Origin of the sequence: Sulfitobacter sp. 1A13496 (genome assembly GCF_043557225.1) — a bacterium.
Taxonomy (GTDB): domain Bacteria; phylum Pseudomonadota; class Alphaproteobacteria; order Rhodobacterales; family Rhodobacteraceae; genus Sulfitobacter; species Sulfitobacter faviae.
Genome location: NZ_JBIFFP010000002.1, coordinates 85,367 through 101,604, shown reverse-complemented (window position 1 = coordinate 101,604; position 16,238 = coordinate 85,367). Strand labels below are relative to the sequence as shown.

Genomic DNA, 16,238 nt, shown 5'->3' with positions numbered 1-16,238 from the left:
GATGGTGCGCGAGGATCGCGCACCCTACTCCCCCCTCTCGTCGGCTGCGCGTCTCTGCGCACCGCTGACCCCGTTTATGAAGGACCAGACAAATGGCCCCCAAAGTACTCATTTCCGACAAACTCTCCGAAGCTGCCGTTCAGATCTTCCGCGACCGCGGCATCGACGTGGATTTCCAACCCGATCTGGGCAAGGACAAAGACAAGCTGGCCGAGATCATCGGCAACTATGACGGCCTCGCCATCCGCTCGGCCACCAAGGTGACGGAAAAGATCCTCGCCAATGCGCCGAACCTCAAGGTGATTGGCCGCGCGGGCATCGGCACCGACAACATCGACAAGGAAGCCGCCTCGAAACAGGGTGTGATCGTGATGAACACGCCCTTCGGCAACATGATCACCACCGCCGAACATGCCATCGCGATGATGTTCGCCGTGGCGCGGCAGATCCCCGAGGCAAGCGCCTCCACCCACGCGGGCAAATGGGAGAAGTCCAAGTTCATGGGGGTCGAGCTGACCGGCAAGACCCTTGGCGTGATCGGCGCGGGCAACATCGGCGGCATCGTCTGCGACCGCGCGCGCGGGCTGAAGATGAAGGTCGTGGCCTATGACCCCTTCCTGGGCGAGGAAAAGGCTGAGAAGATGGGCGTGGAGAAGGTCGAGCTTGATGAGCTGCTGACCCGTGCCGACTTCATCACCCTGCACGTCCCCTTCACCGAGCAGACGGCGAACATCCTGAGCCGCGAGAACCTCGAAAAGACCAAGCCCGGCGTGCGCATCATCAACTGCGCCCGCGGCGGTCTGGTGGACGAGGAAGCGCTGGCCGACCTGCTGAAGTCGGGCCATGTAGCGGGCGCGGGCTTCGACGTCTTCGCCGAGGAACCGGCCAAGGAGAACCCGCTCTTCAATCTGCCCAACGTGGTCTGCACCCCGCACCTCGGCGCCGCGACCACCGAAGCACAGGAGAACGTCGCACTGCAGGTGGCCGAGCAGATGTCCGACTACCTGCTGACCGGCGCCGTGACCAATGCGCTCAACATGCCCTCGGTCACCGCCGAGGAGGCCAAGGTCATGGGGCCATGGGTCAAGCTTGCCGGCCACCTCGGGGCCTTCATCGGCCAGATGACGGACGAGCCAATCAAGGCGATCAACATCCTCTACGACGGCTCGGTCGCCAAGATGAACCTCAAGGCGTTGAACTGCGGCGTCGTGGCGGGCATCATGAAACGCGCCAACCCGGACGTGAACATGGTCTCCGCCCCCGTGGTGGCGCGTGAAAAGGGCATCCAGATCAGCACCACCAACCAAGACAAGTCCGGCGTCTTCGACGGCTATGTCAAGGTGACCGTGGTGACCGAGAAGCGCGAACGCTCCATCGCGGGCACCGTCTTCTCGGACGGCAAGCCGCGCTTCATCCAGATCAAGGGCATCACCATCGACGCCGAGATCGGGGAGCACATGCTCTACACCACCAACGAAGACGTGCCGGGCATCATCGGCACGCTGGGCCAGACCATGGGCGAGAACGGCGTGAACATCGCCAACTTCACCCTTGGCCGCCACACCGCCAAAGGCGAGGCAATTGCCCTGCTCTATGTCGACGATCAGGTGCCCGAGACGGTGATCGGCAAGCTGCGCGACACCGGCATGTTCCAGCAGATCAAGCCGCTGCAATTCGACGTGGCCTAAGGCCCGCACGACCTGCACAATCTGGAAGCGCCCCCTCGCGGGGCGCTTTTGCTTTTGGGGGCATTGTCGGCCTAAGCCTTCCCTTCCCCGCCGCTTTGCGGCATCACGAGGGGGTGCAGAAGGACAGGAACGATCATGCCCAGCCCCATCTATGCCATCGGTGACATCCACGGTTACGCCGCCGAGCTTGAACGCGTTTTGACCCTGATCGAAGAAGACGGCGGGCCGGAGGCGCAGATCGTTTTTCTGGGTGATTACACCGACCGCGGCCCCGACAGCAAAGCGGTGATCGAGCGGCTGGCCCAAGGCAAGGCCGAGGGCCGCAATTGGACCTTTCTGATGGGCAATCACGACCGCATGTTCAGCTGGTTCATGGAGGATTTCCCCCGCCACGATCCGCTGCTGCTGGTTGAGCTTAACTGGCTGAACCCGCGTTTGGGCGGCGACACGACGCTGAACTCCTACGGCGTATCGGTCAGCGGGCGCGACCGGATGTCAGAGGTGCATGAGAAAGCCCGCGAGGCGGTGCCGCAGAGTCATGTGGATTTCCTTAAGACCCTCGCCCTGTCGCATCAAACGCCCGGCCTGTTCTTTGCCCATGCGGGCATCCGCCCCGAGGTGCCGCTGGACGATCAGCGCGAGAATGATCTGCTGTGGATCCGCAAGGAGTTTCACCAATACACCGCACCGCACCCCAAGCTGATCGTCCATGGCCACACGCCGGTCGACAGCGCCATGCACTATGGCAACCGGGTGAACCTCGACACCGGGGCGGGCTATGGCAAACCGCTCTGCGCAGCGGTGTTCGAAGGGGAGGACGTTTGGGTCCTCACGCAACAGGGGCGCAATCGCCTGCGCCCCTGAGCGGTTCAGGTCCAGTCCAGCACCACCTTGCCCGACCGCCCCGATTTCATCGCGGCGAAGCCCTGCTCGAAATCATCCACCTCGATGCGGTGGGTGATGATGGCGGAGACATCCAACCCGTTCTCCAACATGGCGATCATCTTGTACCAGGTCTCGAAAATCTCACGGCCGTAGACGCCCTTGATCGTGATCGCCTTGAAAACAATCCGGCTCCAGTCCACCGGCGACTTGCCCGGCGGGATGCCCAGCATGGCGATGCGCCCGCCCATGGTCATCGCCTCGACCATCTGATCCAGCGCCTGCTGGTTGCCCGACATCTCTAGGCCCACGTCAAAGCCCTGTTTCATCTTCAAACGCGGGATGACGTCCGAAAGCTCTTCTTCGGCGACGTTCACCGGCACTACATCGGCGACCTTTGCCGCCAGCGCCAGCCGGTCGGGGTTCACATCCGTGATGACGACATGCCGCGCGCCCACGTGCCGCGCCACTGCCGCTGCCATGATGCCGATGGGCCCCGCGCCCGTGATCAACACGTCCTCGCCCACCAGATCAAAGCTGAGCGCGGTATGCACCGCATTGCCCAGAGGATCGAGGATCGCGCCGATGTCGTCGGAAATCTCATCCGGCAGCGGCACCACGTTGAAGGCGGGCAGCTTGAGATACTGGGCGAAAGCCCCTTGTTCATTGACCCCAATGCCCCGCGTCGCAGGATCGAGGTGGAACTTGCCCGCCCGGCTCTGGCGCGACTGCTTGCCGATCAGATGCCCCTCGCCCGAGCAGCGCTGGCCGATCTCTAGCCCTTCGACATTGCGACCCAGTTCGACGATCTCGCCCGCGAATTCATGGCCGGTGATCAGCCCGACCGGCACGGTGCCTGCGGCCCAGTCGTCCCAGCTCCAGATGTGAATGTCGGTGCCGCAGATGCCGGTCTTGTTGATCTTGATCAGCACGTCATCCGGCCCGATCTCGGGCACCGGCGCATGGGTCATCCACAGCCCCTCGCGCGGATGCAGCTTGGCAAGCGCCTTCATTTCATTGGTCGCCATCAGATCACCCCGCAGGCCTTGCCGGCTGCCTCGAAGGCTTTCAGCGCGCGGTCCAATTGTTCGCGCGTCAGTGCCGCGTTCATCTGGGTGCGGATGCGCGCCTGACCGCGCGGCACCACCGGGAAGAAGAAGCCCGAGACATAGACGCCTTCGTCGAAGAGCTTCGCCGCCATGTCCTGCGCCAGCTGCGCTTCGCCCAGCATGACCGGCACGATGGGATGTTCGCCGGGCAGCAGGTCGAAACCCAGCTTCTCCAGCCCCGCGCGCCAGTATGCGGTGTTCTCGAACAGACGCACGCGCAGATCGTCCCCCTCTTCAACCAATTCCAGCGCCCGGATACCGGCGCGCACAATGGACGAAGGCAGCGAGTTCGAGAACAGGTAGGGCCGCGCGCGCTGGCGCAGCAGGTCGATCACCGGCTGCGGCCCGGCGATATAGCCGCCGATGGCGCCGCCGAGTGCCTTGCCCAGCGTGCCGGTCACGATGTCCACCTTGACCCCGTGATGCGCCGGGGTGCCGGCACCCTTTGGCCCCATGAAGCCGGTGGAATGGCAATCGTCGACCATCACCAGCGCCTCGTATTTTTCGGCCAGCGCGGTGATCTCGGGCAGTTTCGCCAGATAGCCGTCCATGGAGAACACGCCGTCGGTGGCGATCATGATGAAGCGCGCGCCGTCCTTCCGGGCTTGCTTCAGCTTGGCCTCGAGATCATCCATGTCGCTGTTCGCGTAGCGGTAGCGCTTGGCCTTGCACAGGCGGATGCCGTCGATGATCGAAGCGTGGTTCAGCGCATCCGAAATGACCGCATCTTCGGGTCCCAGCAGCGGCTCGAAGAGCCCGCCGTTGGCGTCGAAACAGGCGGCGAAGAGGATCGAATCGTCGTGCCCTAGGAAGTTCGCCAGTTTCTGCTCCAACGCGCGGTGAATGTCCTGCGTGCCACAGATGAAACGGACCGAGGCCATGCCGAAGCCCTTCTCGTCCATCGCCTCCTTCGCGGCGGCAATAAGCGCGGGGTGATCGGCGAGGCCGAGGTAGTTGTTGGCGCAGAGGTTGATGACCTCGCGGTCGCCCACGGCGATCTCGCCGCCCTGCGGGGTGGTGATGAGCCGCTCGCGCTTCATCATGCCCTCGGCGTCGATCTCGGACAGGGTGTCGGTGACATGGGACAGAAATGCTTGGGTCATGAGGCTCTCCTTTTCAGAAGAAATCTACCATAACGGAGGCCGTTCCGAAATAGAGGATTTCCGGAATGGCGGATTTTTTCCGATATCGCGGAAACTAGGCGTCTTGAACCACCAGAAAGGCGCGCACCGGCCCCTCGGTTGCGCGGATCGCATGGGGCACGTCGGCGGCATAGCGCGCGGTGTCGCCGGCCTGCAGCCGCTCGGTCCCGCTGCCGCTGGTGACCTCCACCGCGCCTTCGAAGACGCTAAGGTGCTCGCGCGCGCCGCGGGTGTGGGGCGCACTGTCGAGCACGCCGCCCTCGGCGATGAGCAGCTCGTAGACTTCGTGATGCCCGGCTTCCTCAGGCGGGGACAGGATGCGAATGCGGCAACCGTCGCCCAGATTGCTGATCGTCGGCACGGCGGCACTGCGCAGCACCTCGATCTGCGGCTCGCCGGGGGCGGCGTCGAGAAGACCGGCGAAGTCCACCTGAAGCGCGCGGGTGAGGTTCCACAGCGTCGCGATGGTGGGGCTCGATTCGCCGCGCTCGATCTGGCTGACCATGGAGCGCGACACGCCCGAGAGCTTCGCCACGGCGTCGAGCGACAACCCCTGCCCCTGCCGCGCCTCTTTCAGGCGGGCGGGCAGCTGTGTCAGGATCTTGTCGGTGTTGTCCGTCATGGCGGATATGTCGCGCGGCGCCCCGCCCCTGTCAAGCTGTCGCATGACGGGACGTTTCTCCTGACTTTGCCGCGCCCGCCCCCCATAGTGCCGCCAACGATTAGAGGAGAGTTTCATGTCAGACGATATCGTCATCCTGAGCGGCGCACGCACCGCCATCGGCACTTTCGGGGGCGCGCTTGCCGCCACCCCGCCCACCAAGCTGGGCAGCACCGTCGCGGCGGCGGCGATGGAACGGGCGGGCGTCGATCCGGCGCAGATCGGCCATGTCGTCTTCGGCACCGTCATCAACACTGAGCCGCGCGACATGTACCTCAGCCGCGTCGCCGCGCGCGACGCGGGCGTGCCCGACGAGGTGCCAGCGATGAACGTGAACCGGCTCTGCGGCTCAGGCGTTCAGGCACTGGTCTCGGCCACCCAGAGCCTGATGCTGGGCGATGCGGACTTCGCCCTCGCGGGTGGCGCAGAGAGCATGTCGCGCGCGCCCTATGTGCTGCCCGACGCCCGCTGGGGCCAGAAGATGGGCGATGCACGCAGCCTCGACATGCTGCTGGGCACGCTGAACTGCCCCTTCGGCACCGGCCATATGGGCGTGACGGCAGAGAACGTGGCGGATGAACACACGATCACCCGCGAAGAGATGGACGCCTTCGCCCTGCAAAGCCAAGAACGCGCGGCGGCGGCCATCGCGGCAGGGCATTTCAAGGACCAGATCGTGCCCGTCGACGTAAAGGTCAAGCGCGACATGGTGCCATTCGACACCGACGAACACCCCAAATCCACGACCGCCGAGGCGCTGGCCGGGCTGCGCCCCGTCTTCCAGAAAGATGGCCGTGTTACGGCGGGCAACGCCAGCGGCATCAACGACGGTGCGGCGGCGCTGGTGCTGGCCCGCGCGGAGGCCGCGAAATCCGCCGGGCTGACGCCCCGCGCCCGCATCCTCGGCTACGCCCACGCCGGCGTGCGCCCCGAGGTCATGGGCATCGGCCCGGTCCCCGCCGTGCGCCGCCTGCTAGAACGCACCGGGCTGAAGGCCGATGACTTCGACGTGATCGAAAGCAACGAGGCTTTCGCGAGCCAAGCGCTGGCGGTGAGCAAGGAACTGGGCTTCGACCCGGCAAAGGTGAACCCCAACGGCGGGGCCATCGCGCTTGGCCACCCGGTCGGCGCGACGGGGGCGATCATCACCGTGAAGGCGCTCTACGAATTGGAGCGGATCGGCGGCAAACGCGCGTTGATCACCATGTGCATCGGCGGCGGGCAAGGCATCGCCATGGCCATCGAACGTATCGCTTGAACCGGAGGGGGGCCGCGCGGCCCCCTGCCCTAAAGCAGTGCGTCAATCAGGGCGATTGTGGTGGCCCCGGCCACACCGGACATCACCGCAGTCGCCGCGATATAGCGCCAGAAGCGGGGGCGGCGCTCGGGCTGCTCTTCGGTCTGACGGTTCAGCGCCTGCTCGACCAGCCCGGGCAGGCGAGGGCCGAAACGGGCCATGACCATCGCCGTGTCGCGCAGATCAGAGACGATGGCCCGGGGACCGAGCGACTTGGTGATATAGTCGGTCACGATGGGGCTGGCGACTTCCCAGATGTTGATATGCGGGTTGAGCGAGCGGGCCACGCCCTCGACCACGACCATGGTGCGTTGCAGCAAGATCAACTCAGTCCGGGTTTCCATGCCGAAACGCTCGGTCACCTCAAACAGATAGGTCAGCAGCCGCGCCATGGAGATGCGGGTGGCGTCCATGCCGAAAATCGGCTCGCCCACCGCGCGCAGGGCGCGGGCGAATTCATCGACATCCTTATCGGCGGGGACATATCCCGCCTCGAAATGCACCTTGGCGACGCGCTGGTAATCGCGGCGAATGAAGCCATAGAGAATCTCGGCATAGACCCGGCGGGTGTAGCTGTCGATATGGCCCATGATGCCGAAGTCATAGGCTATGATATCGCCATTGGCCGCGACCTTGAGGTTACCCTGGTGCATGTCGGCGTGGAAATAACCGTCGCGCAGAGCGTGCTGAAGAAAGAGTTGCAACACCCGCTCCGACAGCGCCACCCGGTCGTGCCCCGCCGCATCCAGCGCGGCATTGTCGCCCAACGGCACCCCATCGGCCCAGCCCAGCGTCATCACGCGGCGGCCCGAATAATTCCATTTGATCTCGGGCAGTTGAAACCCGGCGTCGTCTTTGGTGTTGGCGGCGAACTCCGACGCGGCGGAACTTTCGAGCCGCAGGTCCAACTCCCCCCGCACGACGCCGTCGAAATGCTCGATCACCTCCATCGGGCGCAGGCGGCGCGACCCGGGCGAGAAAATCTCGGCCATGCGGGCGGCGAGGTAGAAGGCGTCAATGTCCTTGCGGAAGGCTTTTTCGATGCCGGGCCGCAGGACTTTGACGGCGACCTCTTCACCGGTCTCGGCCAGCCGCGCGTGATGCACCTGCGCGATGGAGGCCGCGGCGACGGGTTCGCTGAACTCGGAGAAGATCGCGCTGACCGGCTCGCCCAACTCTTGCTCGACCGCGCTGCGGGCCAGCGCCATGTCAAAGGGCGGCAACTTGTCTTGCAGCACGCGCAATTGCACCGCCAGATCGTCACCCACCACGTCGGGCCGGGTCGACAGCACCTGACCGAATTTGATGTAGGCCGGGCCAAGCGCCGTGAGCGCGCGGGTGGCGGGCGGCATCGTCGGGTCGCCCTTGTAGCCCAGCCATTTGAACGGCAGGCCAAGCGCGCGGGCCACGAAACGCAGCGGCGGGGAGGCATCGAAAGCATCCAGCACCACATTCATCGCCCCGGCGCGTTCCAACGTCGCGCCCGTGCGGATCAACCGCCAGATGTTGTGCGGACCGCGCATCAGAGCTTCCAACCCGAATGCAGCGCCGCGATCCCCATCGACAGGTTGCGATATTTGGCCTGACCAAAGCCCGCCGCGCGGACCATCGACAGGAAGGTCTCTTGATCGGGGAAATTGCGGATCGATTCGACAAGGTATTGATAGCTGTCGCGGTCGCCCGCGATGGCTTGGCCCATGCGCGGGATCACGTTGAAACTGTAGAGGTCATAGGCCTTCTGCATCGCCGGATTGGGCAGTTGGCTGAACTCCAACACCATCAGCCGGCCACCGGGGCGCAGCACGCGGTACGCCTCGTTCAGCGCCTCTTGCGGGCGGGTCACGTTTCGGATGCCGAAGCTGATCGTGTAGACGTCAAAGGTGTTGTCGGGAAACGGCAGCGCCATGGCGTCGCCCACGACCCAATCGAGGCTGCCGGTCAGCCTGTCCGCCTCGGCCCGCTGGCGGCCTTCGACCAGCATCGGCTCGGTCAGGTCGAGCACCGTGGCATGGCCGTGACCGGCACGTTTGAGGAATTTGAAAGACACATCGCCAGTGCCTCCCGCTACATCGAGCAGTTTCTGCCCGGGGCGCGGGGCGAGCCAGTCCATCATCGCTTCCTTCCAGACGCGGTGGATCCCCATACTCATCACATCGTTCATGATGTCGTATTTGCTGGCGACGGAGTTGAACACACCCTGCACGCGCCCGGCCTTTTCATGTTCGGGCACGGTCTCGAAACCGAAATGGGTTGTTTTGTCAGCGTCCTGGGTCATCTGCTCTTGCGATCCTCTGGTTCTGTCCCTTGTTATAGGGTGCCGGGGGGCAGGGACAATGCGTGCCTTTTGTCACAGGCAAGCCAGAGGGGAAACCGAGATGCCGGAACTGCCAGAGGTCGAAACCGTCCGCCGGGGGTTGGCCCCCGCGATGGAGGGGCAAGTGATCTCCCGCGCCGAGGTGAACCGCCCGGACCTGCGCTGGCCCTTTCCGGAGCGGATGGCGGAGCGGCTGACCGGGCAGCGGGTCGGGCTGCTTCGGCGGCGGTCGAAGTATATTCTTGCCGATCTGGCGAGTGGGGAATCGCTGCTGGTGCATCTGGGCATGTCCGGGCGAATGCTGGTTTCGGGAGATCCGCTGGGGCAGTTTCAGCACAACCACCCCGCACCCGAGAAACATGACCACGTCGTGTTGCATATGGGTAACGGTGCGCGGATCACCTTTAACGACCCGCGCCGCTTCGGCGCGATGGATTTGATGCCCACCGCCGGGGCCGAGACGCACAAGCTGCTGGCCTCGCTCGGGCCGGAACCCTTGGGCAACGACTTTCACGAAGCGCATCTGGTCGCCGCGCTGAAAGGCCGCAACACGCCGATCAAATCCGCGCTGCTGGATCAACGGATCGTGGCGGGCTTGGGCAATATCTATGTCTGCGAAGCGCTTTACCGCGCGGGGATTCACCCGGCCCGCAAGGCCGGGCGCATCTCGGCCACGCGGGTCGCCGGGCTGGTGCCGATCATCCGCCAAGTGCTGGCCGATGCGATCACGGCGGGGGGATCGTCGCTCAAGGATTTTCGGCAGGCGGATGGCGAATTGGGCTATTTCCAGCACAGTTTCGACGTCTATGGCCGCGAGGGCCAAGCCTGCCGCAGACCGGGTTGCGACGGGGCAATCGCGCGCATCGTGCAAAGCGGACGCTCTTCCTTCTATTGTCTGCGTTGCCAAAGATAACTTGAAACATGGGGGTGCCGTGGTATGCACATTCCCCTGAGCGCAACAACAAAGAGCATTCTTGATGGCTTACGAAACGATCACCGTGGACGTGGACAACCATGTGGCCCTGATCACCCTGAACCGCCCGGATGCGCTGAACGCGCTCAACGAGGCGCTGCTGGGTGAACTCGCCAAGGCGCTGAAAAGCGCGCAGGAAAACGACAAGGTCCGCTGCATCGTCATCACCGGCTCGGAAAAGGCATTCGCCGCCGGGGCCGACATCGCGATGATGCGCGAGAAAAGCTTTGTCGACGTCTTCATGGGGGATCTTTTCACGCCCGAAACCGATCAGATCCTGCGGGTGCGCAAGCCGATTATCGCGGCCGTGTCGGGCTATGCCCTCGGCGGGGGCTGCGAGTTGGCGATGATGTGCGACTTCATCATCTGCTCGGAAAGCGCCAAGTTCGGCCAGCCCGAGATCAACCTCGGCGTCGTGGCCGGCATCGGCGGCACGCAGCGTCTGACCCGTTTGGTGGGCAAGTCCAAGGCGATGGACATGAACCTCACGGGCCGCTTCATGGATGCCGAAGAAGCCGAACGCTCGGGCCTCGTGTCGCGCGTGGTGCCGGTGAAAAAGCTGATGGAAGAGGCGATGGGCGCCGCGGGCAAGATCGCCGAGAAATCGATGATCTCTGCCACCGTGGTCAAGGAATGCGTGAACCGCGCCTATGAGGTGCCGCTGAGCGAAGGTCTGCTGTTTGAGCGCCGCATGTTCCATTCGCTGTTCAACACCGAAGACCAGAAAGAGGGCATGTCCGCCTTCCTCGAAAAGCGCGAAGCGCAATTCCGCGACAAATAAGCGTCGCCCCCGGCGCGGCTTGCATTGCCGCGCCCGCTGCCTTATAGGCGGCACCAATACATGCGCGTGCAGCCCGCTCTGGCTAGAATCACCTACCCCAAAGGGGGATCCGGATTTCCGGTCGGGTTGGCGTCACGCATTGCTACGCAACATATGAACCCGAAGGCTGATACTCATGGCAAACACCCGTCAATCCGCAAAGCGCGCCCGTCAAAACGAAAAGCGTTTTGCGATCAACAAAGCACGCCGTTCGCGCATCCGCACCTACCTGCGCAAGGTCGAAGAGGCGATCACCTCCGGTGATAAAGAAGCCGCAACCGCCGCTCTGAAAGCCGCCCAGCCCGAGCTGATGCGCGGCGTCACCAAAGGCGTTTTCCACAAGAATACCGCGTCGCGCAAAATGTCGCGCCTGTCCGCGCGGGTCAAAGCACTGGGCTAATTTGGCTTCATAGCCAAGCCCTTAGAAACACAAGAGGCGCCGCATTGCGGCGCCTTTTTTCGTGCGGGTGCAGCGAAAAAAACACGCCAGAGATTCTTTTCCGGCAATCTCTGAGTCAAGATGGAAGATATGTTGAAGCGAACCGGAAACACTTGCTACCAAAGGTCCAGCGATTCATTTCGCTTGGGGGGACAGGCCCTGAACACGGCGTCAGCCAACTGGCAGAATGCCAAATTCAGGGGGGTGCAAGTGACCGTTCACAGACGGTCCCGCGCACCATCGTGAATGCTGCTGCCAGCACGTTTACCCTGTCGATGAGAACACGAACGGTTCGTTCAGCGCCTCTTGCGCCGGTTTACGGCACAGCAGGCTCATGGGCAGGCCATTCTTTAAAAGTCCGAAGGACACAGGTCGGTCATCCGCGTGGGACCGGGTGGATGACCTGTTGCCGGGTGAAACAATATTAAGGGCCGGGATCCACTCGGCCTCTGTGCGAAGAGCAAAGCGGGACGTAAGGCACGATGACATTAGATCACTGGGGCGAGATCAAAGAGCGGCTTCTAAAGACCGTGGGGCAGAACAACTACACCACCTGGATTGAACCGCTTGTGCCCGGCGCCGTCGAAGATGGAATCGTGACACTCAAAGTGCCGACGAATTTCTTCGGCAACTACGTCAGCCAGAACTTCTCGGACCTGATTCTGCATGAGATCAACGCGACCGGCACCGATGCCACGCGCCTGAACTTTGCCCTGAATCAGCAGCCGACCCCTGCCGCCGAAAAGCCCGCCCCGGCTGCGCGTCAGACCTCGGCCGCCGCGAAACCTGCCGCCAATTCGCAGCTCAGCACCGCCCCGCTCGACCCGCGCTTCAGCTTTGACAATTTCGTCGTCGGCAAGCCCAACGAACTGGCCCATGCCGCCGCCCGCCGTGTCGCCGAAGGCGGCCCCGTGACCTTCAACCCGCTGTTCCTTTATGGTGGCGTCGGCCTTGGCAAGACCCACCTGATGCACGCGATCGCCCGCGAATTGCATGAGCGCAAGCCCGAGATGAACGTGCTCTACCTCTCGGCTGAGCAGTTCATGTACCGTTTCGTGCAGGCCCTGCGCGACCGTAAGATGATGGATTTCAAGGAAATCTTCCGCTCCGTCGACGTGCTGATGGTTGATGACGTGCAGTTCATCGCGGGCAAGGATTCCACGCAGGAAGAGTTCTTCCACACGTTCAACGCGCTTGTGGACCAGCACAAGCAAATCATCATCTCCGCCGACCGCGCCCCGGGTGAGATCAAGGATCTCGAAGACCGCGTGAAATCGCGCCTGCAATGCGGCTTGATCGTCGACCTGCACCCCACCGACTACGAGTTGCGCCTCGGCATCCTGCAAAGCAAGGTCGACGTGCAGCGCAAGACCTACCCCGACCTCGAAGTGGCCGACGGCGTACTGGAATTCCTAGCGCACCGGATCACCTCGAACGTCCGCGTGCTCGAAGGTGCGCTGACCCGTCTCTTCGCCTTCGCCTCGCTGGTGGGCCGCGAGATCGACATGGGGCTGACGCAGGATTGTCTGGCCGACGTGCTGCGCGCCTCGGAGCGCAAGATCTCGGTCGAGGAAATCCAGCGCAAGGTTTCCGACCATTACAACATCCGCCTGAGCGACATGATCGGCCCCAAGCGCCTGCGCAGCTACGCCCGCCCGCGGCAGGTGGCGATGTATCTGTGCAAGCAGATGACCAGCCGCTCCCTGCCCGAGATCGGCCGCCGCTTCGGCGGGCGCGACCATACCACCGTCATGCACGGGGTGCGCCGGATCGAAGAACTCAAGGTCTCGGACGGGCAGATCGCCGAGGATCTGGAACTGCTGCGCCGGGCGCTCGAATCCTAATCATAGCGGCCTGAGGGTTGTCCTCAGGACACGGTCAAACAGCGATCGGGGGCGCAGCTTGCGCCCCTCTTGCATTCACTTCAACAAAGCCACAAAAGTTCTTGTGTAAGCGTGGGAACCGGGTAGTTTGCCTCTCCCGGCAGTCGGTATGGGAGAAGGCATATGAAATTCAGCATCGAACGCGCGGCACTGCTCAAAGCCGTTTCGCAAGCCCAATCCGTGGTCGAGCGCCGCAATACCATTCCGATCCTCGCCAACGTACTGATCGAGGCCGAGGGCAGCGATGTCTCCTTCCGCGCCACCGATCTGGATATCGAGGTGGTCGACAAGGTCGCCGCCCAAGTGGAACGCGCAGGCGCCACCACCGTCTCGGCCACGCTGCTGCATGAGATCGTGCGCAAGCTGCCCGACGGCGCGCTGATCAGCCTCACCGCCGACAGCGCCGCTGGCCGCCTGACGGTCGAAGCGGGCCGCTCTAACTTCTCGCTGGCCACCCTGCCGCGCGAGGATTTCCCGATCATGGCGTCCTCCGAGTACGCCTCGAACTTCTCGGCCCCGGCCCCGGTGCTGCGCCGCCTGTTCGACAAGTCGAAATTCGCCATCTCCACCGAGGAGACGCGCTATTACCTCAACGGGGTCTACCTGCATGTGGCGGATGCCGAGGGCGGCAAGGCCCTGCGCTGCGTGGCGACCGACGGTCACCGGCTGGCACGCATCGACGCCGAGATGCCCGAGGGCGCGTCTGAAATGCCCGGCGTGATCGTGCCGCGCAAGACCGTGGGCGAGCTGCGCAAACTGCTCGACGATGACGAGATGGAAATCGCGGTATCCGTGTCCGAGACCAAGATCCGTTTCGCGACCCCCGCCATCACCCTGACCTCGAAGGTCATCGACGGTACCTTCCCCGACTACACCCGCGTGATTCCGCAGGGGAACACCCGCAAGATGGAAGTTGACGCTGCCGATTTTGCCCGCGCGGTGGACCGTGTGGCGACCGTCTCGTCCGAGCGCTCCCGCGCCGTGAAACTGCAACTCGACGAAGACCGTCTGGTGCTGTCGGTCAACGCGCCGGACAGCGGTGCGGCGGAGGAAGAACTGGCCGTGGCCTATGGCGACGAGCGGCTCGAGATCGGCTTCAACGCGAAATACCTGCTGGAGATCGCGAGCCAGGTGGACCGCGAAAACGCCGTCTTCCTGTTCAACTCCTCGGGCGATCCGACCCTGATGCGCGAGGGCACCGATACCTCGGCGGTCTATGTAGTCATGCCGATGCGCGTGTGACGCTGGCGGAAATTTTCAAAATTTCCGCGCCGTTTTCTTTGAAAGAAAACGGGGTCTGAATGGCGCAGCTGTATCTTTCCGATCTCGGCCTCTCGCATTTCCGCTCGCACAAACGCGCGGTGATCGACGTCGACGCGCGCCCCGTGGCGCTCTACGGCCCCAACGGCGCGGGCAAGACCAATGTGATCGAGGCGATCTCGCTCCTATCGCCCGGACGCGGGCTGCGGCGCAGCAGCGCGCAAGACATGACCCGCCGCCCCGAGGCTCTGGGATGGAAGATCACCGGGGTCTTGCACGGCCCAAGCGTGCTGCACGAGGTCGAGATCTGGTCCGAAGGCGGCGCCGCCCGGCAGACCAAGATCGACGGCAAGGCTGCGGCCCAGACAGCGCTTGGCCGCATTGCCCGCGTGCTCTGGCTCATTCCCGCGATGGATCGGCTCTGGACCGAAGGCGCCGAGGGGCGTCGACGCTTTCTCGACCGGGTGACCCTGTCGATGCTGCCCGATCACGCCGAACTGTCGCTTAGCTACGAGAAAGCCATGCGCGAGCGCAACCGCCTGCTCAAGGACATGGTGCGCGAGCCTGCGTGGTACGCCGCCCTCGAAGACCGCATGGCCGAGACCGGGGCGCAGATCCATGCCAATCGGCAACAGGCCCTCACGGCCCTCGCGAGTGCGCAGGAGGAGGCGCAGACCGCCTTCCCCATCGCCACGCTGATGCTGCAAAACGACATACCCGACAGTGCCGAGGGGCTGCGCCGGGCGCTGTCGGACAACCGGATGCGCGATGTCGCCGCCGGGCGAACTTTGATCGGCCCTCACCGCGCCGATCTGGAAGGCACCTATGCCGCCAAGGGCATCGCCGCGCGGGATTGCTCCACCGGGGAGCAGAAGGCGCTGCTGGTCTCGCTCATCCTCGCCAATGCCCGCGCCATCGCCGCCGATTTCGGCGCGCCGCCGATCCTGCTGCTGGACGAGGTGGCCGCGCATCTCGACGCGGGCCGCCGTGCGGCGCTTTACGACGAGATCACGGCGCTCGGCGCGCAGGCTTGGATGACCGGCACGGGGCCGGAGCTTTTCGACAGCCTTGGGGACCGCGCGCAATATGTGGAAGTGACCGAGGATGAGGGCCTGTCGCAAGTGGTGCGTCAGCCATGACGCTCTCGCCCACCGACCTGCTTCTTTACTGCGGCGCGCTGCTGATCCTGTTTCTCACCCCCGGCCCGGTCTGGCTGGCGATGATGGCCCGGGCACTCTCGGGCGGGTTTCAAGCGGCGTGGCCGCTGGCGCTCGGTGTCGCGATCGGCGACATGCTCTGGCCACTGGTGGCGGTGCTGGGGATTACTTGGATCGTCTCGGCCTTCGACACGCTTATGGAGGTGCTGCGCTGGACCGCTGCACTGGTGTTCATCGCCATGGGGTTGAGCCTGATCCGGCAGGCGGGCGCGAAGATCGACACCGACAGCCGCCTCACCCGCCCCGGCATGTGGCCCGGTTTCATCGCCGGGCTCATCGCGATCCTCGGCAATCCCAAGGCGGTGCTGTTCTACATGGGCGTGCTGCCCGGCTTTTTCGACCTGCGCGCGGTCACCGCCCCCGACATCGGGCTGATCCTCGCCGCCTCGGTCATCGTGCCGCTTGTCGGCAACCTCGTGATCGCGCTGCTGGTCGGCCATCTGCGCGGCTTTCTGACCGCCCCGCGCACCCTGCGACGGATCAATCTGATCTCCGGCGCGATGCTGGTTTTCGTGGGCCTGATCATCCCCTTCGCCTGACACAAAATCTTGTG

At 64.0% G+C, this 16,238-nt stretch carries 15 protein-coding genes; 10 read left to right on the top strand and 5 right to left on the bottom strand.

Annotation, left to right across the window (positions count from 1 at the left end; genetic code table 11):
- Positions 1 to 92 precede the first annotated feature (92 nt).
- On the top strand, positions 93 to 1,688 hold the full coding sequence (gene serA, locus ACGYLX_RS07210; RefSeq protein ID WP_394448266.1) for a phosphoglycerate dehydrogenase: 1,596 nt from the start codon (positions 93 to 95) through the stop codon (positions 1,686 to 1,688).
- Between the two features lie 135 nt (positions 1,689 to 1,823).
- Positions 1,824 to 2,552, top strand: coding sequence for a metallophosphoesterase family protein (locus tag ACGYLX_RS07205; RefSeq protein ID WP_394448264.1), 729 nt, complete (start codon positions 1,824 to 1,826; stop codon positions 2,550 to 2,552).
- 5 nt (positions 2,553 to 2,557) lie between these two features.
- On the opposite strand, the gene tdh is transcribed toward ACGYLX_RS07205, so the two are convergent.
- The 3 genes from tdh to ACGYLX_RS07190 form a co-directional block, all read right to left on the bottom strand.
- Entirely contained in the window at positions 2,558 to 3,598 is a 1,041-nt protein-coding gene (gene tdh / locus ACGYLX_RS07200) for an L-threonine 3-dehydrogenase (protein WP_394448262.1), read from the bottom strand.
- On the bottom strand, positions 3,598 to 4,782 hold the full coding sequence (locus tag ACGYLX_RS07195; RefSeq protein WP_394448260.1) for a glycine C-acetyltransferase: 1,185 nt from the start codon (positions 4,780 to 4,782) through the stop codon (positions 3,598 to 3,600). Before ACGYLX_RS07195 ends, tdh begins: the two co-directional genes overlap by 1 nt.
- A gap of 94 nt (positions 4,783 to 4,876) precedes the next feature.
- Positions 4,877 to 5,443, bottom strand: coding sequence for a helix-turn-helix domain-containing protein (locus tag ACGYLX_RS07190; protein ID WP_067261174.1), 567 nt, complete (start codon positions 5,441 to 5,443; stop codon positions 4,877 to 4,879).
- 115 nt (positions 5,444 to 5,558) lie between these two features.
- Between ACGYLX_RS07190 and ACGYLX_RS07185 the strand changes: the two genes are divergently transcribed.
- Complete coding sequence (locus ACGYLX_RS07185; RefSeq protein WP_394448258.1) at positions 5,559 to 6,740, top strand: acetyl-CoA C-acyltransferase family protein; 1,182 nt, start codon at positions 5,559 to 5,561, stop codon at positions 6,738 to 6,740.
- A 29-nt stretch (positions 6,741 to 6,769) separates the two neighbouring features.
- On the opposite strand, the gene ubiB is transcribed toward ACGYLX_RS07185, so the two are convergent.
- Entirely contained in the window at positions 6,770 to 8,302 is a 1,533-nt protein-coding gene (ubiB, locus tag ACGYLX_RS07180; RefSeq protein WP_394448257.1) for a 2-polyprenylphenol 6-hydroxylase, read from the bottom strand.
- Positions 8,302 to 9,054 carry a bifunctional demethylmenaquinone methyltransferase/2-methoxy-6-polyprenyl-1,4-benzoquinol methylase UbiE gene (gene ubiE, locus ACGYLX_RS07175; RefSeq protein WP_067261168.1) on the bottom strand — a complete coding sequence of 251 codons (753 nt, stop codon included), beginning with the start codon at positions 9,052 to 9,054 and terminating at the stop codon, positions 8,302 to 8,304. Before ubiE ends, ubiB begins: the two co-directional genes overlap by 1 nt.
- A gap of 100 nt (positions 9,055 to 9,154) precedes the next feature.
- Between ubiE and mutM the strand changes: the two genes are divergently transcribed.
- The 7 genes from mutM (at position 9,155) to ACGYLX_RS07140 (ending at position 16,224) form a co-directional block, all read left to right on the top strand.
- Positions 9,155 to 10,006 carry a bifunctional DNA-formamidopyrimidine glycosylase/DNA-(apurinic or apyrimidinic site) lyase gene (gene mutM / locus ACGYLX_RS07170; protein WP_394448255.1) on the top strand — a complete coding sequence of 284 codons (852 nt, stop codon included), beginning with the start codon at positions 9,155 to 9,157 and terminating at the stop codon, positions 10,004 to 10,006.
- 64 nt (positions 10,007 to 10,070) lie between these two features.
- Positions 10,071 to 10,847, top strand: coding sequence for an enoyl-CoA hydratase (locus ACGYLX_RS07165; RefSeq protein ID WP_394448253.1), 777 nt, complete (start codon positions 10,071 to 10,073; stop codon positions 10,845 to 10,847).
- Positions 10,848 to 11,022: 175 nt separating this feature from the next.
- Complete coding sequence (gene rpsT, locus ACGYLX_RS07160; protein ID WP_067261164.1) at positions 11,023 to 11,286, top strand: 30S ribosomal protein S20; 264 nt, start codon at positions 11,023 to 11,025, stop codon at positions 11,284 to 11,286.
- Between the two features lie 521 nt (positions 11,287 to 11,807).
- A complete protein-coding gene (gene dnaA, locus ACGYLX_RS07155) occupies positions 11,808 to 13,169 on the top strand; it encodes a chromosomal replication initiator protein DnaA (RefSeq protein WP_136720544.1) in 1,362 nt (453 codons plus the stop codon).
- A 162-nt stretch (positions 13,170 to 13,331) separates the two neighbouring features.
- Complete coding sequence (dnaN, locus tag ACGYLX_RS07150; RefSeq protein ID WP_394448251.1) at positions 13,332 to 14,450, top strand: DNA polymerase III subunit beta; 1,119 nt, start codon at positions 13,332 to 13,334, stop codon at positions 14,448 to 14,450.
- Between the two features lie 59 nt (positions 14,451 to 14,509).
- Complete coding sequence (gene recF / locus ACGYLX_RS07145) at positions 14,510 to 15,607, top strand: DNA replication/repair protein RecF (RefSeq protein ID WP_394448249.1); 1,098 nt, start codon at positions 14,510 to 14,512, stop codon at positions 15,605 to 15,607.
- A complete protein-coding gene (locus ACGYLX_RS07140) occupies positions 15,604 to 16,224 on the top strand; it encodes a LysE family translocator (protein WP_394448247.1) in 621 nt (206 codons plus the stop codon). The genes recF and ACGYLX_RS07140 overlap by 4 nt, the downstream gene beginning before the upstream one ends.
- Positions 16,225 to 16,238 lie beyond the last annotated feature (14 nt).